21 protein-coding genes are annotated in these 25,957 nt (G+C 72.9%); 20 read left to right on the top strand and 1 reads right to left on the bottom strand.

Annotated features, from left to right (window positions below):
- The first annotated feature begins 32 nt into the window (after window positions 1-32).
- The 9 genes from BW982_RS16100 (at window position 33) to BW982_RS16060 (ending at window position 14,961) form a co-directional block, all read left to right on the top strand.
- On the top strand, window positions 33-1,556 hold the full coding sequence (locus BW982_RS16100; RefSeq protein WP_076495036.1) for an ABC transporter substrate-binding protein: 1,524 nt from the start codon (window positions 33-35) through the stop codon (window positions 1,554-1,556).
- A gap of 61 nt (window positions 1,557-1,617) precedes the next feature.
- Window positions 1,618-2,559: an ABC transporter permease gene (locus BW982_RS16095; protein WP_076495034.1), complete on the top strand. Its 942-nt coding sequence runs from the start codon at window positions 1,618-1,620 to the stop codon at window positions 2,557-2,559.
- Window positions 2,556-4,418: a dipeptide/oligopeptide/nickel ABC transporter permease/ATP-binding protein gene (locus tag BW982_RS16090; protein WP_076495032.1), complete on the top strand. Its 1,863-nt coding sequence runs from the start codon at window positions 2,556-2,558 to the stop codon at window positions 4,416-4,418. Before BW982_RS16095 ends, BW982_RS16090 begins: the two co-directional genes overlap by 4 nt.
- Window positions 4,415-5,251, top strand: a complete 837-nt coding sequence (locus BW982_RS16085) for an ATP-binding cassette domain-containing protein (RefSeq protein WP_076495030.1) — start codon at window positions 4,415-4,417, stop codon at window positions 5,249-5,251. Before BW982_RS16090 ends, BW982_RS16085 begins: the two co-directional genes overlap by 4 nt.
- Window positions 5,252-5,429: 178 nt before the next feature.
- On the top strand, window positions 5,430-7,712 hold the full coding sequence (locus BW982_RS16080; protein ID WP_254845635.1) for a glycoside hydrolase family 3 protein: 2,283 nt from the start codon (window positions 5,430-5,432) through the stop codon (window positions 7,710-7,712).
- Window positions 7,709-8,833, top strand: coding sequence for a serine hydrolase domain-containing protein (locus BW982_RS16075; protein WP_254845628.1), 1,125 nt, complete (start codon window positions 7,709-7,711; stop codon window positions 8,831-8,833). Before BW982_RS16080 ends, BW982_RS16075 begins: the two co-directional genes overlap by 4 nt.
- On the top strand, window positions 8,830-10,344 hold the full coding sequence (locus BW982_RS16070; RefSeq protein ID WP_076495025.1) for a glycoside hydrolase family 43 protein: 1,515 nt from the start codon (window positions 8,830-8,832) through the stop codon (window positions 10,342-10,344). Before BW982_RS16075 ends, BW982_RS16070 begins: the two co-directional genes overlap by 4 nt.
- A gap of 2 nt (window positions 10,345-10,346) precedes the next feature.
- Window positions 10,347-13,157 (top strand): family 78 glycoside hydrolase catalytic domain, encoded by a 2,811-nt coding sequence (locus BW982_RS16065; RefSeq protein ID WP_254845627.1) that lies wholly within the window; start codon window positions 10,347-10,349, stop codon window positions 13,155-13,157.
- Window positions 13,158-13,176: 19 nt separating this feature from the next.
- Window positions 13,177-14,961: a DUF5605 domain-containing protein gene (locus tag BW982_RS16060; RefSeq protein ID WP_076495022.1), complete on the top strand. Its 1,785-nt coding sequence runs from the start codon at window positions 13,177-13,179 to the stop codon at window positions 14,959-14,961.
- Window positions 14,962-15,145: 184 nt separating this feature from the next.
- Here the strand turns inward: BW982_RS16060 and BW982_RS16055 are convergent, their stop codons facing one another.
- Window positions 15,146-15,874: a FadR/GntR family transcriptional regulator gene (locus BW982_RS16055; RefSeq protein WP_076495021.1), complete on the bottom strand. Its 729-nt coding sequence runs from the start codon at window positions 15,872-15,874 to the stop codon at window positions 15,146-15,148.
- Window positions 15,875-15,972: 98 nt separating this feature from the next.
- On the opposite strand from BW982_RS16055, the gene BW982_RS16050 reads away from it, so the two are divergent.
- The 11 genes from BW982_RS16050 to BW982_RS16000 all read left to right on the top strand — a co-directional run bounded on the left by BW982_RS16050 (window position 15,973) and on the right by BW982_RS16000 (window position 25,863).
- A complete protein-coding gene (locus BW982_RS16050) occupies window positions 15,973-17,730 on the top strand; it encodes a dihydroxyacetone kinase family protein (RefSeq protein WP_076495019.1) in 1,758 nt (585 codons plus the stop codon).
- Complete coding sequence (locus BW982_RS16045; RefSeq protein ID WP_076495018.1) at window positions 17,727-18,200, top strand: ribose-5-phosphate isomerase; 474 nt, start codon at window positions 17,727-17,729, stop codon at window positions 18,198-18,200. Before BW982_RS16050 ends, BW982_RS16045 begins: the two co-directional genes overlap by 4 nt.
- A complete protein-coding gene (locus BW982_RS16040; RefSeq protein WP_076495016.1) occupies window positions 18,197-18,964 on the top strand; it encodes a triose-phosphate isomerase family protein in 768 nt (255 codons plus the stop codon). Before BW982_RS16045 ends, BW982_RS16040 begins: the two co-directional genes overlap by 4 nt.
- Complete coding sequence (locus BW982_RS16035; RefSeq protein ID WP_076495015.1) at window positions 18,961-19,755, top strand: sugar phosphate isomerase/epimerase family protein; 795 nt, start codon at window positions 18,961-18,963, stop codon at window positions 19,753-19,755. Before BW982_RS16040 ends, BW982_RS16035 begins: the two co-directional genes overlap by 4 nt.
- Window positions 19,752-20,621: a phosphogluconate dehydrogenase C-terminal domain-containing protein gene (locus tag BW982_RS16030; RefSeq protein WP_076495013.1), complete on the top strand. Its 870-nt coding sequence runs from the start codon at window positions 19,752-19,754 to the stop codon at window positions 20,619-20,621. The genes BW982_RS16035 and BW982_RS16030 overlap by 4 nt, the downstream gene beginning before the upstream one ends.
- 10 nt (window positions 20,622-20,631) lie before the next feature.
- Window positions 20,632-21,387 carry an SDR family NAD(P)-dependent oxidoreductase gene (locus tag BW982_RS16025; protein ID WP_076495012.1) on the top strand — a complete coding sequence of 252 codons (756 nt, stop codon included), beginning with the start codon at window positions 20,632-20,634 and terminating at the stop codon, window positions 21,385-21,387.
- Window position 21,388: 1 nt separating this feature from the next.
- Window positions 21,389-23,119 carry a D-apionate lactonase family protein gene (locus BW982_RS16020; protein ID WP_076495010.1) on the top strand — a complete coding sequence of 577 codons (1,731 nt, stop codon included), beginning with the start codon at window positions 21,389-21,391 and terminating at the stop codon, window positions 23,117-23,119.
- A 120-nt stretch (window positions 23,120-23,239) separates the two neighbouring features.
- Window positions 23,240-23,647 (top strand): DUF4383 domain-containing protein, encoded by a 408-nt coding sequence (locus BW982_RS16015; RefSeq protein ID WP_076495009.1) that lies wholly within the window; start codon window positions 23,240-23,242, stop codon window positions 23,645-23,647.
- Window positions 23,648-23,649: 2 nt separating this feature from the next.
- Complete coding sequence (locus BW982_RS16010; RefSeq protein WP_083696761.1) at window positions 23,650-24,171, top strand: hypothetical protein; 522 nt, start codon at window positions 23,650-23,652, stop codon at window positions 24,169-24,171.
- Window positions 24,172-24,211: 40 nt separating this feature from the next.
- Window positions 24,212-25,120, top strand: a complete 909-nt coding sequence (locus BW982_RS16005) for an oxygenase MpaB family protein (protein WP_076495007.1) — start codon at window positions 24,212-24,214, stop codon at window positions 25,118-25,120.
- A 194-nt stretch (window positions 25,121-25,314) separates the two neighbouring features.
- Window positions 25,315-25,863, top strand: coding sequence for a DnaJ family domain-containing protein (locus BW982_RS16000; RefSeq protein ID WP_076495006.1), 549 nt, complete (start codon window positions 25,315-25,317; stop codon window positions 25,861-25,863).
- Window positions 25,864-25,957: the final 94 nt, after the last annotated feature.

Genomic DNA, 25,957 nt, shown 5'->3' with positions numbered 1-25,957 from the left:
CCGAGCCCTGCACCAGAGAGAAGAGGACAAGGATGTTCCGATGGAAGGCCACAGCAGCCCTCGCCGTCGCGGCAGCGCTGACGCTGACCGGATGCGCCGGTGACAACACCGGCAGCGGTACCGGCGGAGAAGGTGCACAGCTGACGCTGGGCGCGATCGCCGCACCGACGAGCTACGACATCGGCGCGGGAGCGGAGTACGGCAACCGCAGCCCGTTCTTCCAGGCCGTCTTCGACACGATCCTGCAGAAGAACGCGCAGGGCGAGATCGAACCGTGGCTCGCCACCCAGTGGGAGTACAACGCCGACAACACCGTCCTGACCCTGACGCTCCGTGACGACGTGACGTTCTCCGACGGCACCAAGCTCGACGCGGACGCCGTGGTCAAGAGCCTCGAGCGCTTCCGCGACGGCACCTCGCCGCAGGCCGCGACGCTCGCCGGCAAGACCTTCGCCGCCCCGGATGCCACGACGGTGACCATCACCCAGTCGGCGCCCGACCCCTCGCTCATCAACCTGCTCTCCATCGCCCCCGGTCTCGTCGAGGCGCCGTCGTCGTTCGACAACCCCGACGTGTCGACGAACCCCATCGGCTCGGGCCCCTACATCCTCGACACCGCCTCCTCGGTGACCGGGACGACGTACAACTACACGGCCAACCCCGACTACTGGAACAAGGACGCGGTCAAGTACGACAAGCTCACCATCAACGTCTTCGACGACGTCACCGCGACGATCAACGCGATCAAGGCCGGTGAGCTCAACGGCGCGAAGATCGCCGACAACAACACCATCACCGAGGTCGAGGGCGCCGGCTGGACGATCGAGTCCAACGAGCTCGACTTCCAGGGCCTCCTCCTGCTCGACCGCGCCGGCACGATGGCGCCCGAGCTGGCGGACGTCAAGGTGCGCCAGGCGATCAACATGGCGTTCGACCGCGAAGCCCTCCTGCAGTCGCTGCAGACCGGCTACGGCACCGTCACCGAGCAGGTGTTCCCCGCGACCTCCGTCGCCTACGACGAGTCGCTGGACTCCACCTACGCCTACGACCCCGCCGCTGCGAAGAAGCTCCTCGCCGAGGCCGGCTACCCCAACGGCTTCACGCTGAACATGCCGACCACCCCGGCGTTCCAGCAGACGTTCGACCTGGTCGCCCAGCAGCTGTCCGACATCGGCATCACGGTGAACTACACCGATCCCGGCTCGGCCAACTTCATCGCGGACATGCTCGCGCCGAAGTACCCCGCGACCTGGATGGCCCTCGAGCAGAACCCGGACTGGCAGCTGATCAACTTCATGATCGCGCCGAACGCGACCTTCAACCCCTTCAAGTCCGAGGACCCGAAGGTCGACGCGCTCATCTCGACGATCCAGACCGGCTCGCAGGCCGAGTCCGACTCCGCCCTCAAGGAGCTCAACAAGTACATCGTCGACCAGGCCTGGTTCGCCCCGTTCTTCCGCGTCCAGGGCACCTTCGCCACCGACCCGAACACGAACCTCGAGTTCTGGCCGACCAACGCCTACCCGTCGATCTTCGACTTCTCGCCGAAGAACTGACCCGCCGACCGGGCCCACCCGCACACGTCGGGTGGGCCCGGTCCGCCCCGAGGGACCACATATGTTCGCATTCATCGTGCGCCGGCTGCTGTCCGGCGTCGTCCTCGTCGCCGTCATCTCGCTGCTGGCCTTCACCCTGCTCTACGCCGCGGGCGGCGACATCGCCCGCCGCATCCTGGGCGAGACCGCCACCGCCGAGACCGTCGCCAAGAAGACCGCGGAGCTGGGGCTGGACCGGCCGCTGCTCACGCAGTACACCGACTGGGTGACCTCCGCCCTGACCGGGAACCTCGGTCGGAGCTGGTTCAACGGCGAGCTCGTCTCGACGAGCGTCTCCGGGCGCCTCGGGGTGACGCTGTCGATCGTCATCGGCGCCACGCTCGTGTCGGCCGTCCTCTCCGTGCTGCTCGGCGTCCTCGCCGCCCGCCGCGGAGGCGCGGTGGATGCCACGGTGCAGTTCCTCTCGCTCGTCGGCTTCGCCGTCCCGGGCTTCCTCATCGCCCTGGTCCTCGTCCTCGTGTTCGCCGTCAACCTCGGCTGGTTCAAGGCGACGGGCTTCACGCCGATCACGACGTCCGTGAGCGGCTGGCTCTCGTCCGTGATCCTCCCCATCACCGCGCTGTCGATCGGCGCGATCGCGACCGTGGCGCAGCAGGTGCGCGGCTCGGTCCTCGACGCCACCTCCCGCGACTACGTCCGCACGCTCCGCTCGCGCGGCCTGAGCGAGCGCTCCGTCGTCTACAAGCACGTGCTCCGCAACGCCGGCGGTCCCGCCCTCGCGGTGCTCGCCGTGCAGTTCGTCGGGCTCCTCGGCGGCGCCGTCATCGTCGAGCAGATCTTCGCCATCCCCGGCATGGGTCAGCTGAGCGTCCGGGCGACGACCCTCGGCGACATCCCCGTCGTCATGGGCCTCGTGATCGCCTTCGCGATCATCGTGGTCGTCGTCAACCTCCTGATCGACCTGGCCCAGGCGGCCCTCAACCCGAAGGTGCGACTCGCATGACCGCCATCGCCGTCCCTCCCGCCGTCCCCGTCGCCCCCGTACGGGTCGCCCTGTTCCGTCGGCTGGTGCGCCGCCCGGTCGGGCTCGTCTCGCTGATCTTCCTGGCGATCGTCGCGGTGCTGACCTTCATCGGTCCGCTCGTGGCGCCGCAGGACCCGAACTTCGCCGACATCCGCAGCATCCTGTCCGGGCCCAGCCCCGCGCACCTGCTCGGCACCGACGGCAGCGGCCGCGACGTCCTGTCCCGCCTCCTCGCCGCCACGCAGACGAGCATCGCCGCCGCCCTCGTCGCGGTCGTCGTCGCCGTCCTGATCGGCGTGATCAGCGGCCTCATCGCCGGGTACTACCAGGGCTGGTTCAACACCGTGGCCACGTGGGTCACGGAGCTGACCATGGCCCTCCCGGGCATCGTCGTGCTGCTCGCGGCGCGCGCCGTGCTCGGACCCTCCGTGTGGCTGTCGATGGTGATCTTCGGCATCCTGCTCTCGCCCGGCTTCTTCCGCCTGGTCTTCGCCTCGGTGACCGCCGTCCGCGGCGAGCTCTACGTCGACGCGGCCCGGGTGTCGGGCCTCAGCGACACGCGCATCATCGGCCGGCACGTGCTGTCGGTCGTCCGCGCGCCCATCATCATCCAGGCCGCGATCGTCTCGGGCATCGCGATCGCGATCCAGTCCGGGCTGGAGTTCCTCGGTCTCGGCGATTCCAACGTCCCCACTTGGGGCTCGATGCTCACCGACGCGTTCAAGAACATCTACAAGAACCCCGCCGGCCTGATCTGGCCCTCGCTCGCGATCGCCCTCACGTGCATCGCCCTGACGCTGCTGGCCAACGTCCTCCGCGACGAGCTCGAACGCACCGTCACCGTGCGCCGCCGCCGCCGTCGCGCGGTGTCGAGCCGCACCGGCTCGATCGCCGCCGTCACCACCTCGGTCTCGCTGACCGGCGGCGACGTGCTCGACCCGGACGAGCTCCCGATCGTGGACAGCGACGTGATCGTGCACGCCGACGACACCCGCAGCAAGGCGACCGACACGCTCCTGCGCGTCCGCGACCTCCACGTCGGGTACGACCAGGCCGACGGCTCCCACATCGAGGTCGTCCACGGCGTCTCGCTCGACGTCCGCAAGGGAGAGGTGCACGGTCTGATCGGCGAGTCCGGTTCGGGCAAGTCGCAGACGGCGTTCGCCGTCCTCGGTCTCCTCCCCCGCGGCGGCTCGGTCACGGCCGGGTCGATCCTCTTCGACGGCACCGAGCTGGCCGACGCCGACGAGAAGGTCTACGGGGGCGTGCGCGGCAAGCGCATCGCCTACATCCCCCAGGAGCCGATGAGCAACCTGGACCCGGCCTTCACGATCGGCAGCCAGCTCGTCGAGCCGCTGCGCAAGAACCTCGGGCTGTCGAAGAAGCAGGCGCGCGAGCGCGCCCTCGAGCTGCTCGCCCGCGTCGGCATCCCCGACCCGGCCCGCACGTTCGACGCGTACCCGTTCGAGGTCTCCGGCGGCATGGCCCAGCGCGTGCTGATCGCCGGTGCCGTCTCGACCGATCCCGAGCTCATCATCGCCGACGAGCCGACCACCGCCCTCGACGTCACGGTGCAGGCCGAGGTCCTCGAGCTGCTGCGCGACCTCCAGAAGGAGCGGCACATGGCGATGCTGCTCGTGACGCACAACTTCGGCGTCGTCGCCGACCTCTGCGACCGCGTGACGGTCATGCAGAACGGCGTGTTCGTCGAGCAGGGCCCGGTCCGGGCGATCTTCACCGAAGCGCAGCACCCGTACACGCGGGCGCTGCTGGACGCGATCCTCGACGAGGGTCCGGCACGGCCGCCGCTGGGCGCCGAGGAAGGGGTGCGGGCATGACCGCTCCGCTGCTCACGGTCGACGACCTCGTCGTCGAGTACCCGGGCAAGGGTTTCCGCGCCCAGCCCTTCCGCGCCCTGAAGGGGGTGTCGCTGGACATCCTGCCCGGCGAGACGATGGGCCTGGTCGGCGAGTCCGGCTCGGGCAAGACGACGCTGGGCCGTGCGGTCCTGGGTCTCGCGCCGGTCAGCGGTGGCACCGTCACCTATGGCGGACGCGACATCTCGCACCTCGGCCGCGCCCAGCGCCGGGCGCTGAGCTCGGAGATCCAGGTCGTCTTCCAGGACCCCTACTCGTCGCTCAACCCCTCGATGACGATCGAGCAGATCCTCGCCGAGCCGCTGACGGCGTCGGGCGTCGCGGGATCCGAGGCCCGGTCCCGCGTGCGCGATCTGCTCGATCAGGTGGGGCTCCCCTCCGATGCGCGCAGCCGCCTCCCCCGGGAGTTCTCCGGCGGTCAGCGTCAGCGCATCGCGATCGCGCGCGCGCTCGCCCTGCAGCCGAAGCTCATCGTGTGCGACGAGCCGGTGTCGGCGCTCGACCTGTCGACGCAGGCGCGTGTGCTGGACCTGTTCATCGAGATCCAGAACCGCACCGGGGTCGCCTACCTCTTCGTCACACACGACCTCGCGGTCGTGCGTCACATCAGTCACCGTGTGGCCGTGATGTACAAGGGCGAGATCGTCGAGACCGGTCCCGCCGAGCGCGTGACCTCGCGTCCCGAGCACCCCTACACGCAGCGCCTCTTCATGGCCGCGCCCGTCCCCGACCCCGACCGGCAGGAGGAGCGTCGCGCCGCCCGTCGCGCGCTCCTGGCCTCTTCGGCATCCTGACCGTCTCGTCCTCCTCGTACCCGGAAAGATCATCGTGACCCTGCCTTCTGTCGACGCGCCCGCGACCGCCCACCTCGTCCCCCTGCTGGAGAAGCTCACCCTCGAGCAGAAGGCGGCCCTCGTGCAGGGCGCCGATTTCTGGACGACCGTTCCGCTGCCCGAGATCGGGCTGCGCGCCATGACGCTGTCCGACGGTCCGGCCGGTGTCCGCGGACCGCGGTGGGACGAGCGCGAGCCCTCGCTGAACATGCCGTCGGGATCGGCCCTCGCCGCTTCCTGGGACGTCGAGCTGGCGTACCGCTACGGCGCGGCGGCGGCCGCCGAGGCCCGGCGCAAGGGCGTGGACGTGGTGCTCGGACCGACCATCAACCTGCACCGTTCACCGCTGGGCGGCCGGCACTTCGAATGCCTGAGCGAAGACCCGGAGCTGTCCGCCGAGCTCGGCGCCGCGTACGTGCGCGGTCTGCAGGACAACGGTGTCGCCGCGACCCCCAAGCACTACGTCGCGAACGACTCCGAGACCGATCGCTTCACCGTCGACGTGCAGATGGACGAGCGCACCCTGCGCGAGCTCTACCTCGCGCCGTTCGAGCGCGCCGTGGAGGCGGGCGCCTGGTCGATCATGAGCTCCTACAACTCGGTCGACGGTGTGACGATGACCGAGAACGACCTCCTCGAGACGCCGCTGAACTCCGAGTGGGGCTTCGACGGCGTCGTGATGAGCGACTGGACCGCGGTGCGTTCGCTGGATGCCGCCACCGCCTCGCAGGACCTGGCGATGCCCGGCCCGGCCCCGGCGTGGGCCGACCTCGCCGACGCCGTCCGCGACGGACGGGTCCCCGAGGCCGACCTCGACCGCAAGGTGCTGCGCATGCTGCTGCTCGCCGAACGCGTCGGGGCCCTCGGCGACGGCCCCGCGATCGAGCCCGCCCCTCTGGATGCCACGGCCTTCGCGCGCGAGTCGGGGGTCGCCGGCACGGTCCTGCTCGCCAACGACGGCATCCTGCCCCTCGCGCCCGCGTCGATCACGTCGCTCGCGGTGATCGGCCAGAACGCGCGGGACGCCCGCACGCAGGGCGGTGGCAGCGCGACGGTCGTGCCCGAGCGGATCGTCTCGCCGCTGGAAGGACTGCGCCGCGCCTACGGATCCGACCGCGTCGCCTACCAGCTGGGCGCCGTCGTGCAGGAGGGCGTGGCTGAGATCCCCCTCGCGCAGCTGCGCAACCCCGCCACCGGACGCCTCGGCATGCGCGTGACTTTCCTCGGCGACGCCGGACAGGAGCTCTTCACCGAGGACCGTCGCGCGACGGCGCTGGTGTGGTTCGGGGGCGACGCCCCCATCGCGCAGACGCGCACCCTCGTGCTCGAGACCGTCTACACCCCCGACGTGACGGGCACCATCCAACTCGGATTCGCGGGCGCGTACCCCGGACGTCTCTTCGTCGACGGCGAGCTCCTGCTCGACGATGCGCCGGTGGTCGAGGGGTCGGACCTCGGCGCGGCATTCCTCAACCCCCCGTCGCTGACCGCGGCGGTGACCGTCGAGGCAGGACGCGAGATCGCGATCCGCGCCGAGTTCGACCGCAGCGACGAGGGCGGCATCCCGGGGGCGATGAGCGTCACGCTCGGCATCGCGCCGGAGAACACGGATGCCGATGAGCTCATCGCCCGCGCGGCCGCGGCCGCCGCGGCCGCCGATGTCGCGGTCGTCGTGGTCGGCACCAACTCCAAGGTCGAGTCCGAGGGCTACGACCGCGAGAACCTCGATCTGCCCGGACGTCAGGACGATCTCGTCCGCGCCGTCGTCGCCGCCAACCCCCGCACGATCGTGATCATCAACGCGGGTTCGCCGGTCGTGCTGCCGTGGGCCGACGACGCCGCCGCGATCGTGCAGGGCTACTTCGGCGGTCAGGAGTTCGGCACCGCGCTCGCGGACGTCCTCACCGGCGCCGCCGAACCCGGCGGACGACTCCCCACCACCTGGCCCGCGGCGCTCGCGGACGTCCCGGTCCGGGACGTCACGCCCGACCAGGGCGTCCTGCGCTACAGCGAGGGCATCCACATCGGCTATCGCGCGTGGCTGCGTTCGGACACGCGCCCCGCGTTCCCCTTCGGTCACGGCCTCGGCTACACGACGTGGTCGTGGGACGGGGTCGTGCGCGACGGCGATGATGTCGTGGTGACCCTGACCAACACGGGCGCACGCGCAGGCGGCCAGGTCGTGCAGGTGTACGCGGAGCGCGCCGACTCGGAGGTCGACCGTCCCGTGCGCTGGCTCGTGGGCTTCGGCGTCGTCCGCGCGGCGGCGGGCGAGACCGCCACGATCCGTGTCGGTGTCCCGGCCCGTCGGCTCGCCCACTGGAACGGCGGCTGGGAGGTCGAGGCCGGTGCCTTCACGCTGCGCGTCGGAGCCTCCGTCGTGGAGACGCCGCTGACCGTGGAGTGGGAGGCGGGCGAGTGACGGCCCCCCTGCAGGGTCACGTCGACCCGCGACTCGCCGCCGCCGGCGACCGTCTGGCGGCGGCCCTGGCCGCGGATCCCGATCTGTCGTTCCAGGCCGCGGCGTTCCACCACGGCACCCCGGTGCTGGACGTGTGGGGCGGGCCGCACCTCGACGAGGACAGCGTCCTGGTGCCCTATTCGGTGTCGAAGAACACGATCGGGATCACCGCAGGCCTGCTCGTCGAGCGGGGTCTGCTCGATCTCGACGCCCCCGTCGCGGAATACTGGCCGGAGTTCGCCGCGGCCGGCAAGGCGGCGGTCACGGTGCGCCAGCTGCTGTCGCACCAGGCCGGACTCCCCCAGGCCACACCGGCGCTGGACTTCCTCGACATGCTCGACCAGACCGCCGCCGCCGCGAGCCTGGCCGCGAGCGTCCCGTTCTGGCATCCGGGGAGCGCGTTCGGCTACCACGCGACGACGATCGGCACCCTCGGCGCCGAACTCGTGCAGCGCGTGACCGGCCGGAGCCTGCACTCCTTCTACGAGGAGGAGATCCGGGCTCCCCACGGCATCGACTTCTTCCTCGGCCTCCCCGCCGAAGAGGAGGCCCGCCGCGTGGACGTCCTCCCGATGGTCCCGCCCGCCACGGGCCCCGGCGAGCGGCGGACGACACCCCTGGGCGCGCTCGTGTTCGGCCCCGGACGCTCGAGCGTCGACATGGCGAACGACCGCCGCAGCTGGGGCTACGGGCACCCGGCGACCTCGGCCACCGGCAGCGCCCGCGGCATCGCGCGGCTGCTCGCCGCCGCCGTCACGGGCGTCGACGGGCGCGCGCCGTTCCTGTCCACCGAGACCGTCGCGGCCATCGGCCAGCAGCAGGTCCGCGGGTTCGACGAGGTGCTCGGCCAGCAGGACCGCGCGCACGCGATCGTCTTCCAGAAGCCCTCGGCGGCCATGCCGTTCGGCGGACCGAGGGCCTTCGGCCACGACGGCGCGGCGGGCTGCTTCGCCTGCGTCGACCCCGACACCGGCGTCGCCTTCGCGTGGACGATCGTGCGCGGCCCGTGGCCCGGCGGCGGCGATCCCCGCGCCATCGCCCTCGCGGCCGAGATCGGCCAGACCCTGGAGACCTCCGCATGACCACGTACCCCAACCCCCTGATCCCCGGCTTCCACCCCGACCCCTCGGCGGTGCGCGTCGGCGACGCCTGGTACTTGGCGACCTCGACGTTCGAGTACCTCCCCGGCATCCCGATCCACCGGTCGACGGACTTCGTCACGTGGGAGCTCATCGGCCACGTCGCGACGCGTCCCGGGCAGCTCGGCGTCGAGGACGTCCGCACCGCGGGCGGCGCGTGGGCGCCGACCCTCCGGCATCGCGACGGGGTGTTCCATCTCGTCGTGACGGATGCCACGGGCCGGGGCATGCTGCACTTCACCGCGACCGACCCCGCCGGGCCGTGGAGCGACGGCGACCTCATCACCGACTCCGAGGGCCACGCCTCGCTCGACGGCATCGACCCCGACATCGCGTGGGATGCCGACGGCACCGCGATCGTGACCTACTCGGGTCTGATCCTCGGCGGCGAGGACGCCGGTCGGCACCTCGGCATCCTGCAGGCGCGCGTCGACCTCGACACGCATCGTGCCCTCGAGGAGCCGCGGTCGCTCTGGTCGGGCACCGGCGGGCAGTTCCCCGAGGCGCCGCATCTCTACGAGATCGACGGCCGCTGGTATCTGCTCATCGCCGAGGGGGGCACCGAGCGCGGACACGGCGTCTCGATCGCCCGCGCGGATCGCCCCGAGGGTCCCTTCGAGACAGGCCCCGCGAATCCCGTGGTCTCGGCCCGCTCGACGATCCGCCCGGTGCAGAACACCGGGCACGGCGACCTGGTGATCGGCCCGGACGGCGAGTGGCTGTGCGTGCTGCTGGGCGTCCGCCCGCGCAGCATGACGCGCGCGTTCTCGGCCCTGGGCCGCGAGACGTTCGTCACCCGCGTGCACTGGCACGAGGACGGCTGGCCCACGATGGAGCCGGTCGCGCTCGCCCCGCGCCCCGGCACGCGGGTGGACGTCACGTTCTCCCCCGACGTGCCGCTGGACGGCGAATGGATCACCCCGCGGAGGCTCCCCGCCGAGATCGCCGACCTGACCGCGCGGCCGGGCTGGCTCGTGCTGCGGGCCGACGGTGCCACCCTCGACGACCCGCGCCCCGTGTTCGTCGGGCGGCGCCAGGAGCACCTGACGCAGTCGACCTCGATCGAGCTGGACTGCACCGCCGGCGTCGGCGGGCTGGCCGTGCGCTACGACGAGGACTTCCACGTCGAGGTCGAGGCGGGAGCAGGACGCGTCGTGGCGCGCGCGAACGTCGCCGGTCTCGTCCGGGAGTGGCCGGTGCCGCTGGACGCTGATCGGATCACGCTCCACATCGAGTCGCGCCGTCCCGACACCGACCGGGGGTTCGCCCGCACGAGCGACGTCTTCCACCTCGCCGCGACCGTCGAGGGGCGACGCATCGATCTCGCGGAGGTCGACGGGCGGTTCCTGTCATCGGAGACGGCGGAATCCTTCACGGGCCGGGTCGTGGGCGTGTACGCCCGCGAAGGCCGAGTGGATGCCGCGAACTGGACGTCCGAGGGGAACGACGAGTGAGCGTGGCCGAGGTCGCCCTCCGCGCCGATCTGCGCGAGGACACCCCGTTCGTCGCGACGGCGCACCCGCGCCTGTCGTGGCGCGTGCGGACCGCGACGCCGGACTGGCGTCAGCGCAGCGCCGAGCTGACCGACGGCACCGACACGATCGCCCTCGAGGGCGACGCCTCGGTGCTCGTGGACTGGCCGTTCCGCCCGCTCGCCCCCGGCGAGGAGCGGGAGGTGCGCGTCCGCGTGACCGACACCGCCGGCACGACGAGCCCGTGGAGCGTGCCGCTGCGCGTCGCCGCGGGCTTCCTCGGCGCCGACGAGTGGGTCGCCGCCCCCGTCGGCCTCGCCGACGCCGCGACCGCGGCCCAGCCCGCCCTCGTGCGGACCTCCTTCCGGCTGGAGCGACCGGTGCACCACGCACTGCTGTTCTGGACCGCGCTCGGCGCGGCCGAGCCCGAGATCAACGGAACGCCGGTCAGCGACGACGTGCTCTCGCCGGGCTGGACCTCCTACCGCGACCGTCTCGTGCACGAGACGGTCGATGTGACGGCGCTCCTCACCGTCGGCGACAACGTCCTCGGGGCGACGCTCGCGGGAGCGTGGTACACCGAGAAGTACGGCTTCTTCACGTTCACCGACCGCGTCTACGGCGACCAGCCCTCGTTCCTCGCGCAGCTGCGGGTGACGTACGAGGACGGTCTCGTCGAGACGCTCGCCGCGACCGGCCCGGGCTGGGAGGCGTCCGCCGACGGCCCGGTGCGCGCGAGCGGGATCTACGCCGGCGAGGAGCAGGACCTACGCCGTGCGGGACAGACCGTGTCCGACGGCGCGACCTGGGCGCCCGCCCGCGTCGGCGCCGTCGCCCGTCCGGGGTACGAAACGATTCCCACGCCCGAAGCGCGGGTCGCGCCGCCCGTCCGTCGCATCCAGTCGGCGCCGGTCGCCGCGCGCCGGCAGACGCCCTCCGGCGGCACGGTCCTCGACTTCGGGCAGAACCTCGTCGGCCGCCTGCGCCTTCGGGTCCGCGGCGCCGCCGGCACGCGCGTGACCGTGCGGCACGCCGAGGTGCTCGACGCCGGCGAACTGGCCCTGCGCCCCCTCCGCAACGCCCGCGCGGAGGCATCCTTCGTCCTCTCCGGCGGCGACGACGTGCTCGAGAGCCGCTTCACGTTCTACGGCTTCCGCTACGCGCAGGTCGAGGGCGTCGACATCGCCGACGCCGACGTCGAGGCGGTCGTGCTGCACAGCGATCTCGTCCGTACCGGGTGGTTCTCGTCGTCGCACGGGCTGCTGGACCGGCTGCACGAGAACGTCGTGTGGGGCATGCGCGGCAACTTCCTGTCGATCCCGACGGACTGCCCGCAGCGCGACGAGCGCCTCGGATGGACGGGCGACCTGCAGGTGTTCGCGCCGACCGCGAGCTTCCTGTACGACAGCGCCGGCTTCCTCACCTCGTGGCTGCGCGACCTCGCCCTCGAACAGGAGCGCCACGACGGTGTCGTCCCCCTCGTGATCCCGGCGGCGCTGCCGTCGTTCGCCGGCGGCGGGCCGGTCGCGGCCTGGGGCGACGCGGCCACCGTCGTCCCGTCGGTGCTGCACGAGCGCTTCGGCGATCGCGCGGTGCTGGCCGCGCAGTACCCGAGCATGCGCGCCTGGGTCGAGACCGTGCGCCGCGACGCCGGCGACGGCGGGCTGTGGGCCGGCCGGATGCAGCTGGGCGACTGGCTCGACCCTTCCGCGCCGCCGGACAAGCCCGGACAGGCGAAGGTGGATGCCGACATCGTCGCCACCGCGTGCTTCGCGCGGTCGCTGCGACTCGTCGCCGAAGCCGCCGCGCTCCTGGGCCATGACGCGGACGCCGATCTCTACCGGGACCTCGCCGAGCGCAGCCGTCGCGCGTTCGTCTCGGAGTACGTCACGCCCGCCGGTCGCATGATGAGCGACGCCCCGACCGCCTACGCGCTCGCGCTCCGTTTCGACCTCGTGCGGGACGCCCCCACCCGGGCGGCTCTGGCCGACCGCCTGGCCGCGCTCGTCCGCGAGGGCGGGTACCGCATCGGCACCGGCTTCGTCGGCACGCCCCTCGTCGCCGACGCGCTGAGCGACGGCGGTCACCTCGCCGCGGCCGAACGACTGCTGCTGCAGACCGAGTGCCCGTCCTGGCTCTACCCCGTCACCATGGGCGCCACCACCGTCTGGGAGCGCTGGGACAGCCTGCTGCCGGACGGGTCGGTGAACCCCGGCGAGATGACCTCGTTCAACCACTACGCCCTCGGTGCCGTGGCCGACTGGCTGCACCGCACCGTCGCCGGGCTCGCCCCCGTGGCTCCGGGCTACCGTCGCCTGCGGATCGCCCCGCGCCCGCTCGCGTCACTCGACCACGCCTCGGCGCGGCACGAGACGCCGTACGGCACGGCGTCGGTCCAGTGGCGGCGCGACGGGCAGCACGTCCGCATCACCGCCGTGGTGCCCCCGAACACGACCGCCGAGGTCGATCTGCCCGGCATCCCGGTGGAGGGCACGGTCGTCCCGGCGACCGTGGGGTCGGGGACGCACGAGTGGACGGTGACGGTGCCGGCCGCATCGACCGCTCCCCCGCTCCCCGGGCTCGAGGCGTCGCTGGCCGCCGTCCTCGACGACCCGCGCGCCTACACCGCGCTCCTCGACACGCTCGCCGAGGTCGCACCCGAGCGTGTCGTCGCCGTCCGCGACGACACCGTGTGGGCCGCGGGCCGTCCGCTCGCGAGTGCCCTGATGTTCACCCCGCCCGACGTCCTGGACCGCGTGGACCGCGCCGTCCGCGCGGCCACCGGCGCCGTCTGATCTCAAACCGGAGACCCCCATGTTCGACCGCCGCTCGACCTTCGGCGACGCCATCGACCACCCCGGCGCCCGCGCCGTGCTGGAACGCTTCCTGCCCGGTGTGGCCGCCTCGCCGATGGCGACGCAGTTCCGCGGCGGCCGCCTCGGGCAGCTCGTCGCGATCGTGCCCAGCCTCGAGGACCCCGACCACCGCGCGCGGTTCTGGGAGGCTCTCGCCGAGATCGGCGACGGCGACGAACGTCCGCCGTACGCCCCGGCGATCGCGCCCGATCCGACGTACGAAGGGTCGGACGTGCCGCGCGCGTCGGCACGCGTGCGGCCGACCGCCCCGACCGCCCGCTGGGGGGTGATCGAGGTCCGCGTCGACGGCCCCTCCCACGGGAACCCCTTCGTCGACGTCGACGCGCACGCGACCTTCCGTCGTCCCGACGGTTCGACGGCGCGCGTCGGCGGCTTCTACGACGGAGACGGCGAATGGGTGTTCCGGGCCCTCGCGGATGCCGAAGGCACCTGGTCGTTCGAGACGGATGCCACCACCCCGTCGCTCGACGGCCTCACCGGAACCGCGGAGGTCGGGTCCGCGGCATCCGGGTCACACGGTCCGGTGCGCGTCGACGGCTTCCACTTCCGGCACGCCGACGGCACCCGGCACCGACCGCTGGGGACGACCGCCTACGCGTGGACGCATCAGCCCGAGGCGCTGCAGGAGCAGACGCTGGCGACCCTCGCCGAGGGCGCGTTCCGCAAGCTCCGCATGTGCCTGTTCCCGAAGTCGTACCTCTTCAACGCGAACGAGCCCGACGACTTCGTCTTCCCCGGTTCGCTGGCCGACGGCTTCGACCTGGAACGCTTCGACCCGGCGCATTTCCGCCGGCTCGAACGCCGCATCGCCCAGCTCGGCGAGATCGGCGTCGAAGCCGACCTGATCCTGTTCCACGCCTACGACCGGTGGGGGTTCGCGGACCTCGGACCCGCGGTCGACGACCGGTACGTCCGGTACGTCGTGCGGCGACTGGGGGCGTTCTCGAACGTGTGGTGGTCTCTCGCGAACGAGTACGACCTCGTCTGGGGCAAGGACGAGGACGACTGGGAGCGCATCGCCGCGATCGTCGGCGAGGAGGATCCGGTCGGCCACCTGATCTCGATCCACAACTGCCGCCCGTTCTACGACTACTCCCGACCCTGGATCACGCACGCGTCCGTGCAGCGCGTGGACGTGTACCGCACCGCCGAGAACACCGACGAGTGGCGCGAACGCTGGGGGAAGCCCGTCGTCATCGACGAATGCGCCTACGAGGGCGACATCGACCAGGGCTGGGGCAACGTCACCGGCGAGGAGATGACGCGTCGCTTCTGGGAGGGCGCCGTCCGCGGCGGCTACGTGGGACACGGCGAGACGTACCTGCCGACCCCGGTCGGCGAGGCGGTCATGCCGGCGGCGGCCGGCTCCGACGACGAGGTGCTGTGGTGGGCCAAGGGCGGTGTCCTGCACGGCTCGTCCCCCGCGCGGATCGGCTTCCTCGAGCGGTTCCTCGCCGAGGTCCCCGACGGCGTGCTCGAGCCCGCGGCATCCGACTGGGACGTGCCGTGGGCGCAGTCCCCGGATGCCACGGTGCGCGTGGCGTACTTCGGATTCAACCGCCCCCGCTTCCGCACCGTGCTGCTCGGCGACGGGGATTGGACGGTCGACGTGGTCGACACGTGGAACATGACGGTCGAGCGTGTCGCCGGAACGCACACCGGCACCGTGCGCGTGGACCTCCCGGGGCGGCAGTACATGGCGCTGCGGGTGACGCGGGTCTGAGAGGCGCCCTCCCTCGCCCCTCACGCTCGTTTGCCGCAGATGGTCGCCGCCACCGTCGCGAGGCGACAATGTGGGGCAAACCACGCACCGCCGGGAGCGCTCGTTTGCCGCAGATGGTCGCCGCCACCGTCGCGAGGCGACAATGTGGGGCAAATGACGTGGGGGCGCCTTCTGAAGGCGACCCTCACTCGCCGACGAGACGCGCCGACGCCGTCGCCATGTGCACAGCCATCGCGGAGGCCGCGGCGTCGGCGTCGTGCGCCCGGATCGCGCGATGCACGGCGTCGTGCTCGGCGATGGCCCGGTTCGCGTCGTCGGCGCTGTGGACGGCACGATCGGCGTAGACCTGCAGCAGCGAGCGGACGACGTTGAGCTGATCGACGAGGAGGGCGTTGCCGGCGGCGTGCCCGAGGGCATCGTGGAAGGCGCGGTCGGCGCGCGCGAACGCGCGCAGATCGTCGCGCGAGCGGGTCATCTCGGCCAGCGTCGCGGCGATGCGCTCCCGCGCGGGATCGTCGGCGCGGTCGGCGGCCAGACGGGCGACGTAGATCTCGAGCCCGGCACGCAGATCCAGGAGTTCCGCGGTGTCGGTGTCGCCGAGGAGGAGTCCCCACCGGAGCGTCTGCGGGAGCAGCGCGCTCGCGGTGCCGCGCAGGTAGGTGCCCGATCCGGGCCGGACGTCGACGATGCCGAGGATCTCGAGGGCCGCGAGCGCCTCGCGGACCGCCGAGCGCCCGACGCCGAGCGTCGTGGACAGCGCACGCTCGGCGGGCAGGCGCGTGCCCGGGGCGATCGAGCCCGTGGTGAAGAGGTCGAGCAGGCGGCGCGCCACCTCGCTGACCGGCGACCCCGCGGGGAGGGCCTCGAGTGCGGCCGCGATCTCGTGGCTGCGGTCGGCGGGGTAGGCGGGCACGCCTTCAACCTAGCGCTCCGGTGAAGTTGCGCTTGCAATTGGTCAACCGGTTGGCCAATATGGACGGAGCACGCGCCCACCCCGACCGGAGGTCACCGATGACCCGACTCTGGAACGACCCCGCGGTCTTCGCCGACGAGATGATCGACGGGTTCGTCGCGGCCAACGGCCGGTACGTCCGCCGCATCCCCGGCGGCGTGGCGCGGGCGACGGCATCCCCCGCCGGCGAAGTCGCCGTCGTCGTCGGCGGCGGCTCGGGCCACTACCCCGCATTCGGCGGCCTGGTCGGTCCGGGTCTCGCCCACGCGGCGGCCATGGGGAACCTCTTCGCCTCTCCCTCGACCCAGCAGGTGTACGCGGCCGCGCGCACCGCCGACACCGGCGGCGGCGTGTTCCTCTGCTACGGCAACTACGCCGGCGACGTCCTCAACTTCGACGCGGCCCAGTCCCGCCTGCGGGACGAGGGCATCGCGGTGCGCACCGTCACGGTCACCGACGACATCTCCTCCGCCCCGACCTCCGAGCGGGACCGCCGTCGGGGGATCGCCGGCGACCTGGCCGTGTTCCGCGCCGCGGCCGCCGCCGCGGAGAACGGCTACGACCTGGACGCGGTGGCCGAGACCGCCGCGCGCGCGAACGAGCGGACGCGGTCCTTCGGCGTCGCATTCGGCGGCTGCACGCTCCCCGGCGCCGAAGCCCCGCTCTTCCACGTCGCGGAGGGACGCATGGCGGTGGGACTCGGCATCCACGGCGAACCCGGGATCGACGAGACCGACGTCCCCACCGCCGACGCGCTCGCGGAACTGCTCGTCGGGGCGCTCACCGACCCGGCCGAGCTGCCCGACGGCGTCGAGGCGGTCCGCGGGAACCGGGTGGTGCCCATCCTCAACGGCCTCGGCTCGGTGAAGTACGAGGAACTGTTCGTCGTGTACCGCCGCGTGGCCGAGCTGCTGGGCGCGGCGGGGGCGGAGATCGTCGACCCCCACGTCGGCGAGTACTGCACCTCGTTCGACATGGCCGGGGTCTCGCTCACGCTCTTCTGGCTCGACGACGAGCTCGCCCAGCTGTGGGAGCACCCCGTCGACACCCCCGCGTACCGACGGGGATCCGTCGCCCCGGCACCGCACGCCCCCGCCTCCTCCGTCGTGGAGTCGACGGTCGAGACGGTCCCGGACGCCGACGACGACTCCCGAGGCGCCGCCCGCCGAGTGGGCGGACTGCTCGCGGCGGTGGCCGAGACCGTCGACGCGCACGCCGACGAATGGGGCCGCCTGGATGCCGTCGCCGGCGACGGCGACCACGGGATCGGCATGCAGCGCGGAGCCCGCGCCGCCCGCGCCGCGGCCGAGGACGCCGTCGCGCGGGGAGCCGGGGCCGGAACGACCCTCCGTCGGGCCGCCGACGCGTGGGCGGATCGCGCGGGCGGAACGTCCGGCGCGCTGTGGGGCGTCATGCTCGCGGCGGTCGCCGACGCGCTCGGCGACACCGGAGCCCCCACGGCCGAGCGGGTCGCCGCGGGCGTCGACGGAGCGGTCCGGTCCGTCGACGCGCACGGCGGCGCGGCCGTCGGCGACAAGACGCTCGTGGACGCCCTGGTCCCCTTCGCCACGACGCTTGGCGACGCCGTGGCATCCGGCTCGTCCCTGTCCGTCGCGTGGCGCGACGCGGCCGATGCGGCCGAGCGCGCCGCGGCGGCCACCGCCGCCCTGCGGGCACGGAAGGGCCGCGCACGCACCCACGGCGACCACTCCGTCGGCACCCCCGACCCCGGCGCGGTCTCGCTCGCGCACATCGCCCGGACGGTCGGCGACGCTCTCGCCGCCGCCGCGCCCACCCTGGAAGGACTCCCGTCATGACCACTCCGCTCCGTATCGTCATCGGCTCCGACGACGCCGGCTTCGACTACAAGGAGGTCCTGCTGCGCGACCTCCTCTCGAACGACGGCGTCGCCCTGGTCACGGACGTGGGCGTGGATGCCGACGGCCACACGCCGTACCCGACCGTCGCGATCGAGGCCGCCGAGCGGGTCGCCCGCGGCGAGGCGGATCGGGCGCTGCTCATCTGCGGCACGGGTCTCGGCGTCGCGATCGCGGCGAACAAGGTCCCCGGCATCCGGGCCGTGACCGCGCACGACTCGTTCTCGGTCGAGCGCGGGGTGCTCTCCAACAACGCGCAGGTGCTCACGATGGGCCAGCGCGTCGTGGGGATCGAGCTCGCGCGCCGGCTCGTACGGGAATGGCTCACCTACCGTTTCGACGACGGATCGGCCAGCGCCGACAAGGTGCGGATCCTGAGCGAGTACGAGGCCACGGGACCGCGCGCATGACCGACACGACCATCGTCGCCGTGAGCCTGAAGGCCTACTTCGGCCACGCGCGGGCGCGCGAGTGGATGAGCGAGGTGGCCGCGCTGGTCGGGACGCATCCGGCCGTCACCACCGGTGCGGTGCGGGTGGTGGTGCTCCCGACCTACCTGCAGATCCCGGCGGCGCTGGAGACCTTCACCGGAACCGCGGTCCAGGTGGGGGCGCAGGACGTCTCCGCCCATCCGCCGGGGCCGTACACGGGAGAGGTCGCCGCGGCCGAGCTGGCCGAGATCGGGGTACGAGTCGTCGAGACGGGGCACGCGGAACGGCGTCGCCTGTTCGGCGAGACGGATGCCGACACGGCGGCGAAGTCCGCCGCGGCTCTGACCGCGGGGCTCACCCCGCTGCTCTGCGTGGGCGAACCGGTGCAGGAGGGTCCCGCCGCCGCCGCGGCGACCGTCACCGCGCAGCTGAACGCGAGCCTCGCCGACGCCCCGGCGGGTGCCGTACTCGTCGCGTACGAACCCGTGTGGGCGATCGGGGCGGAGAGCGCCGCCTCGGGCGCGCACGTCGCCGCGGTCACCGCTGCTCTCCGGCGCGCTCTCGAGTCCGACCCCGACCGCGCCGGCAGCGCGGTGGTCTACGGCGGCGCCGCCGGGCCGGGTCTCCTCACGGAGTTGGGCACCGCGGTCGACGGCGTTTTCCTCGGTCGCTTCGCGCACGATCCGACGCAGCTGCTCTCGGTGGTCGAGGAAGCGGCGGCCCGGTCGGCGGTCGGCGCGTGATCGGCCTCGGAACCTACGCGTTCTTCTGGCAGCATTCGGACCGCGCGGCCGAACCGCTGAGTCTGCGCGGGGCCTTCGAGGCGACGCGCGCGCTCGGAGTCGAACTGTTCCAGATCTGCGACTACGCACCGCTCGAGCACCTGGGCGACGGCGACCTCCGCGACGCGGCCGCCGCCGCCCGCGACCTCGGTCTGCGCATCCAGCTCGGAACCAAGGGGCTCACCCCCGATCGGCTGGAGCGGTTCCTCGCGCTGGCGGACGTCTTCGAGGCGCGGCTCGTGCGCTCGATGATCGGCGGGCCGGATGGCATCCCTCCCCTCGATCAGGCCGAGACCTGGCTGCGCTCGATCATCGGGGCCTACGAGAGCCGCGGCGTGACGCTCGCGCTCGAGACGTACGAACAGGTGCCCACGCACGATCTCATCGAACTCGTCGAGCGCGTGGGGAGCGAGAACCTGGGCATCTGCCTCGACCCCGCCAACGTCGTCGCCCGACTGGAACACCCCGCCGTGTGCGTCGACGAGTGCCGCGACCTCGTGGTCGGCGTGCACGCGAAGGACTTCGCCTTCCGCCGCCGAGACGGGTGGGTGGGCTTCGAACTGACCGGGGCGCCCCTGGGCACCGGCCTGCTGGACTATCGGGCCCTGCGCGACACGATCGACCCCGCCGAGCGCGGCATCGACGAGATCGTCGAGCACTGGTTGCCCTGGCAGGGGGACGCCCCCACCACCCTGAACCTCGAGCGGGAATGGACCCGCACCGCCGTCGACTACCTGAGGAGCATCCCGTGACCACCGACACCCCCACCGCCCGCCTCGCCATCGCCGTGGTCGGCGCGGGCGGCAAGATGGGCATGCGCGTCTCGAACAACCTGAGCGCCACCGACCACGCCGTCTCCTACGTCGAGAACTCCCCCGCGGGCCGCGAGCGCACGCTCGCCGCGGGCCGCGAGCTCACCGACCTCGCCGCCGCCGTGACCGAAGCCGACATCGTCGTGCTCGCCGTCCCCGACCTCGCCCTCGGCGCGGTCACCGCCGAGCTCGTTCCGCAGCTGAAGTCGGGAGCGATCGTGCTGACCCTCGACCCCGCCGCCGCGTACGCCGGACTCCTCGCCACGCGCGAAGACGTGGTTCAGGCCGTCGCGCACCCGTGCCACCCGTCGGTGTTCCTCGAGCGCACGACGAAGGAGGAGTGGGCGGACACCTTCGGCGGCATCGCCGCCCCGCAGGACGCGATCGCCGCGATCGAGTCCGACGACCCCGGCAAGAAGGCCATCGTGGAGACCACGGTGCGCGCGATCTACGCCCCGGTCGTCGACGTGCACTGGGTCACCGTCAAACAGCTCGCGCAGCTCGAACCGACGCTCGTGGAAACCGTCGCCTGCATGATCGGCGCGCTCCTGAACGAAGCGCTGGACGAGGCGATCCACACCATGGGCGTGCCGGAAGCGGCGGCCCGCAGCATCCTGTACGGCCACACCCAGGTGGCGCTCGCGAACGGCCTGCGCGGCGACAACCCGTTCAGCGACGCGTGCCTCATCGCGATGGACTACGGCCGCGAGAGCATCATCAAGGAAGACTGGAAGAAGATCTTCCGCGACGACGAGCTCGACGAGAACCTCGCCCGGATGCTCCACCTCGACCGGATCGCACGCTGAGGAGACGACCATGAGCAGACTCACCGGGAAGACCGCGCTCGTCACCGGCGCCGCGAAGGGCATCGGCTTCGCCGTGGCCGCCCGCTTCGTCGCCGAGGGCGCCCGCGTGGTGGTCGCGGACGTGGATGCCGAGGGCGCCCGCGCCGCGGCCACGAGCCTCGGCCGTGCGGCGCGGGCGTCGGCGATGGACATCTCGGACGAGCGGTCCGTGGCCGCCGGCTTCGCCGAGGTGCACGACGCCGGGTGGGATCCCGACGTGGTCGTCGCGAACGCGGGCGTGCAGCTGTTCGGGCGCGACGCCCCGGCCGCCGACCTCGACCTCGACGTGTGGCGCCGCACCATCGACATCAACCTCACCGGTGCCTTCCTGACCGTCAAGTACGCGGTGCGTGCGATGCTGCCGCGCGGCGGCGGCTCCCTCATCCTCACCGGCAGCCCGACGGCGGTGAACGGCGAAGGGAAGGACTTCACCGCGTACAGCGCGTCCAAGGCGGGCGTGCACGGCCTGGCCCGCACGGTCGCCGCGGCATATGCCGCCGACGGCATCCGCGTGAACACCGTCCAGCCCGCGTACACCGAGACGCCTCTCGTGGCCGCGATCACCGACGACCCCGAGGCCCGCGCCGCCATCGTCGGGCGCATCCCCGTCGGTCGCGCCGGGACCCCCGACGACGTCACCGGGATCATGGTGTACCTCGCGAGCGACGAGGGTGCCTTCGCCACCGGTGCGACGTTCGTGGTCGACGGCGGCATGACCACTCTCTGACATGGCCTGGGGTGACGACGAGACCGCGTGGTCGAGCGGCGGGTGGGCGCTGGTGCGGCGGGGCGGCGACGAGCTCGCCGACATCTCCCTCGACGGTCGCCCGGTGCTGCGCAGCGTCCGTCTCGTCGTGCGCGACCGCGAGTGGAACACCCTGCCCCTGCGCGTGGACGCGGTGCGCGCGGAGGACGAAGGCCTCCGACTCGAGGTCAGCGCGACGGAGGGCGGCGGCCTCGGGGGCGCCATCACGGTGCGCGCGGACGGGGATCGCCTCGAGGTCGTCGCGGACCTGGTCTGCACCACGGCGTTCGAGACGAACCGGACGGGCCTGGTCGTACTCCACCCGCCGCAGCTGAGCGGCCGCACGCTCGCCGTGGGCCACCCCGACGGCACGGAGGAGCTCACCCGCTTCCCCGCCGACATCAGCCCGCACCAGCCGGCGACCGACATCGTGTCGCTGGGGTGGACCTCGGATGCCGGGCCGATGCGGCTGGGGCTCTCCGGCGACACGTTCGAGATGGAGGATCAGCGCAACTGGACGGACGCCTCCTTCAAGACGTACAGCCGCCCGCTCGCTCTGCCGTTCCCCTATCGCCTCTCCGCCGGAGACCGGGTCGTCCAGTCACTGACCCTCGAGAGGACGGCGGGCGCCCCGCCCGCGCCGACTCGCGGCCTCGACGTCCTCTCGCTCCACGCCCGGGGACGCCTCCCCTCGATCGGCGTCGCCGCGAGCACCGCTCCCGACGCCCTCCGACCGGACGCGCTCGAGCCGCCACCCGGCGACACGGTCCTGGTCGAGCTCGACCTCGCCTCCCCGGCCTGGCGCGCGGCGCTGGATCGGGCGCAGCGTGCCGGACTCCCCCTCGACGTGCGCTTCGTGGTCGACGAGGACGCGCCCGCCGCCCTCGCGCGCGGGGTCCGGGCCCTCGTCGGGGTGCCCGTGCGGCGCGTCACCGCGTTCCGCGCCCGCGGTCCCGCACGGCACGTGTCCGACGCCGACACCGTCGCCGCCCTCCGCACGGCGCTGGATATGGCGGGCCTCGACCTCGCGGCGGCCGGGGGCGTCCGCACCCACTTCACCGAGCTGAACCGGGAACACCACCGGCTGCCCGGCGGCCTCGACGGCATCGGCTTCACCCTCACGCCTCTCTTCCACGACCTCAGCACCGCGCAGCTCGTCGAATCCGTGCCGATGCAGCGACTCGTGGCAGAGCAGGCTGTGCGGCTGGCCGACGGGATCCCCGTCGACATCGGCCCGATCGGGCTGCGCCCGCACGTGAACGCGGTCGCGACGACCGCCGAGCCGCGGCCCCGGCACGGCGACCTCCGCGACGGCTACGGCCCCGCCCTGCTCCCCGCGGCCGACCCGCGCCAGGATGCCGTGGGGCTCGCCGCCTGGACCGTCGCGAGCGCCGCGGCGCTCAGCATCCCGGGCGTGCGGTCGCTGTCGTACTTCGAGGAGTGGGGGCCGCGCGGCATCCTGCGCTCCGACGGCGGCGCGCGCCCGGTCTCCGACGCGGTCCGCGCCCTCGCGGAGATCTCCGGCGAGCCCACCCTGGTCGGTGACAGCCCGGACGGGCGCGTGTGGGCGCTCGGCGCGGCCACCGCCGGAGGCACGGTCCTCCTGATCGCCAACCTCGACCGCACGTCGCGCGTCGTCGAGGTCCGTGCGCCTCGGGGGACGATCACAGCCCACCTCGAGCCGTACGCGTGGACGCGGATCGATCGGGACTGACCTCCGTCGCTTACTGCATGGAAGGCGTCGCCGCCAAGGGGGCAATCCAACTTCTCAGTGTCTCCGAAGATGTGGGGAAGGCGGCCGAGTGGTCGCTGCTAGAACTCTGGGAGGTTCATCATGAGCTCGTCACCGAACCGCATCGTCGCGACTGTCTTCGGCGCCGTCTACCTGCTCGTCGGTCTGCTCGGCTTCGCCGTCACCGGCGGCGTCGGGTTCATCAGCAACGAGGGTGGCCTGCTGCTGGGCATCTTCGAGGTCAACCCGCTGCACAACATCGCGCACCTCCTGATCGGTGCGGCGCTCCTCGTCGCGGGCCTCGCCAACGCGCGCGCCGCCAAGGGCGTCAACACCACGGTCGGCGCGGTCTACCTGCTCCTCGGCATCGTGGGCTTCTTCCTCACGGGTCCGGCGAACATCCTGGCCCTCAACGTGCCCGACCACTTCCTGCACCTCGCCAGCGCCGTCGTGCTCCTGGGCGTCGGTCTCGGCACCGAGCGCAACATCCCGCGCACCGCGGCGGTCTGACCGTGAACGCCGCGACCTTCGTCCGGTCGTGGCCCTCCGTGTCCGCATGGGGGGCCGGGCTCATCCTCGCCGCCCTCGGTGCGGGCGCGATCGTGGGACCGAGCTCCGGGGCCGCCTCGCGCGGCCTCGGAGCGGGTCTGGTCGTCCTCGGGGTCGGCGCGCTCGTCTGGGGCGGCGCCGTCCTCGCGCTCGGCCGGCTCATCGCCCCGCGGGCGACGCTCATCGGAGCCCTCGCCGGCATCCTGCTGGCGGCGGCCCTGATGTTCGTGCTCCCCGCTCACACCAGCGTCATCGCGATCGCCGCGGCGGCGCTGCTCCTCATCGTCGTGGGTGCCGCGGTCGCCGGGCGCGTGCGCCGCGCCGACACCGCACCGCGCACCGCGGAACCGATGAGCGTCTGGGGTCTGCTGCTCGCCGCGTCGATCATCGCCGTCGTCGTCACCCCCGCGCTGGGAGCGACCCAGGACGCCGTGTTGATCCGCGACGACGGCAGCGTCCCCGTCATCACCCACGAGGGTCACTGATCCGGCCCTCCCGCCTCCCGTGGGATGGCACGCTGGAACGGTGACGTCCTCACCCCCGGTTCCGGCTCCCGTCGCCCGGTTGCGCGCGAAGCTCCTCACCGCCCTGGCGGGCGACCCGACCGGCATGGCCCCCTACGTGCGGGCGATCGCCGAGGGCGACGACGCGGGCTACTTCGTCGAGAACGGTCCCGCGTGGACGGTTCATGCCGGAATGGGCACCCTCGTCGCCGGCATCCGGGCTCTCCTCCTCCAGGCGCTGCACCCCGGAGCCCTCGCGGGCGTGCACGACTGGTCGCGGTACCGGGAAGACCCCATCGGGCGTCTCACGGGGACCGTGCGCTGGGTCATCACGCTCACCTACGGGTCGAAGAGCCAGGCGGATGCCGAGACCGCCCGCGTCGGCCGCTTCCACCAGCGCGTGCAGGGGGCGTACGTCGCCGGCGACGGGGGCGAGCGGCGCTACACCGCCGAGGATCACGACCTCGTCCGCTGGGTGCACATCGCCTTCACGGACGCGTTCCTGCGGAGCCATCAGGCGTACGGCGGCACCATTCCCGGCGGGCCCGACGCGTACGTCGCCGACTGGGCGACCGCAGGGCGGCTCATGCGCATCCCCGACCCGCCGCGGACCGAGGCCGCCCTCCGCGCCGAACTCGAGGGGTTCCTCGACCGTGGCGAACTGCGGCGCGACGAGCGGGTCGACGACGTCGTGCGGTTCCTGCGCAAGCCCCCGTTCACGGGCCTCATGGGCGTCGCGTACCGCGTGCTGTTCGCCGCGGCCGTGGCGACCTTCCCACCGCGGCTGCGGAAGCTGCTGGGTGTCCGACGTTCGTGGCTGCCGGTGAAGACGACGACCCGGCTGATCCTGCGGATCACCGAGCGCGCGCTCGGCTCCGGCCCGCGCGCACAGGACATGGCGCGGCTGCGGCTGCGGCGCCTGGGTCTGTAGCCCGGGCCGGGGGCGCGTGCCCTCACGTTGAGTGTCCAGGACACGCGGACGCGCGTGCGTGGCATCCGCGTGTCTGGGACACCCAACCGGGGTGGGGACGCGGCCGGACGCCCCGGCATCCCTCCCTCGGCTGCGGCGCCGCCCGCCCGATGCCGTCGTAGCCTGGAAGGACCCGAGCACACGGCGGAGGCGGCATGAGCGACGACCCGAGGCAGGCGGCGGAGCGCTACCGCCTGGACCGGCGGCTACGGGATGCCGGCCTGGAACCCGAATCCGCAGAAGCTCCCGCGCGCGGATCGACCGCCGCCGAGCGCGCCGCGTACGTCGAGACGGCGATCCAGCAGGCGATCCGCCGCGGGGAGTTCGACGACCTCCCCGGTGCCGGCAAGCCGCTCCCCGACCTCGGCGGCAGCCACGACCCCGACTGGTGGATCCGCCGCAAGATCGCGACCGAGAAGCTTTCGGGGCTGGGGCCGCCCGCGCTGACGCTGCGGGTCGAGCACGCCGAGCTCGCCGATCGGCTGGACGCCCTGTCGCGCGAGGGCGACGTCCGGGAGGCGCTCGAGGACTTCAACCGCCGCGTCGTCGAGGCTCGTCGGCAGTTGCTCGGCGGTCCGCCGGTGGTGACGCCGACGGTGGACGTGGATGCCGAGGTCGCGGCGTGGGCATCTCGTCGCCGCGCGCGCGAGGCGGCTGCCGCCGTGGCGCCCCCGCCGCGTCGCCGCCGCTGGTTCGGGCGCTGAGCCGCAGCCAGATCACGTGATCTCGCCGAGGGTACCCGTCGCTGCGCGCCATACCGGGTGATCTCGGCCAGGTCACGTGATCCGTCGGCACCGC

This window comes from Microbacterium sp. RURRCA19A (assembly GCF_900156455.1).
Lineage (GTDB): Bacteria > Actinomycetota > Actinomycetes > Actinomycetales > Microbacteriaceae > Microbacterium.
Note: the sequence above shows the minus strand (reverse complement) of the source record. Positions and strands in the feature narration are given on the sequence as shown.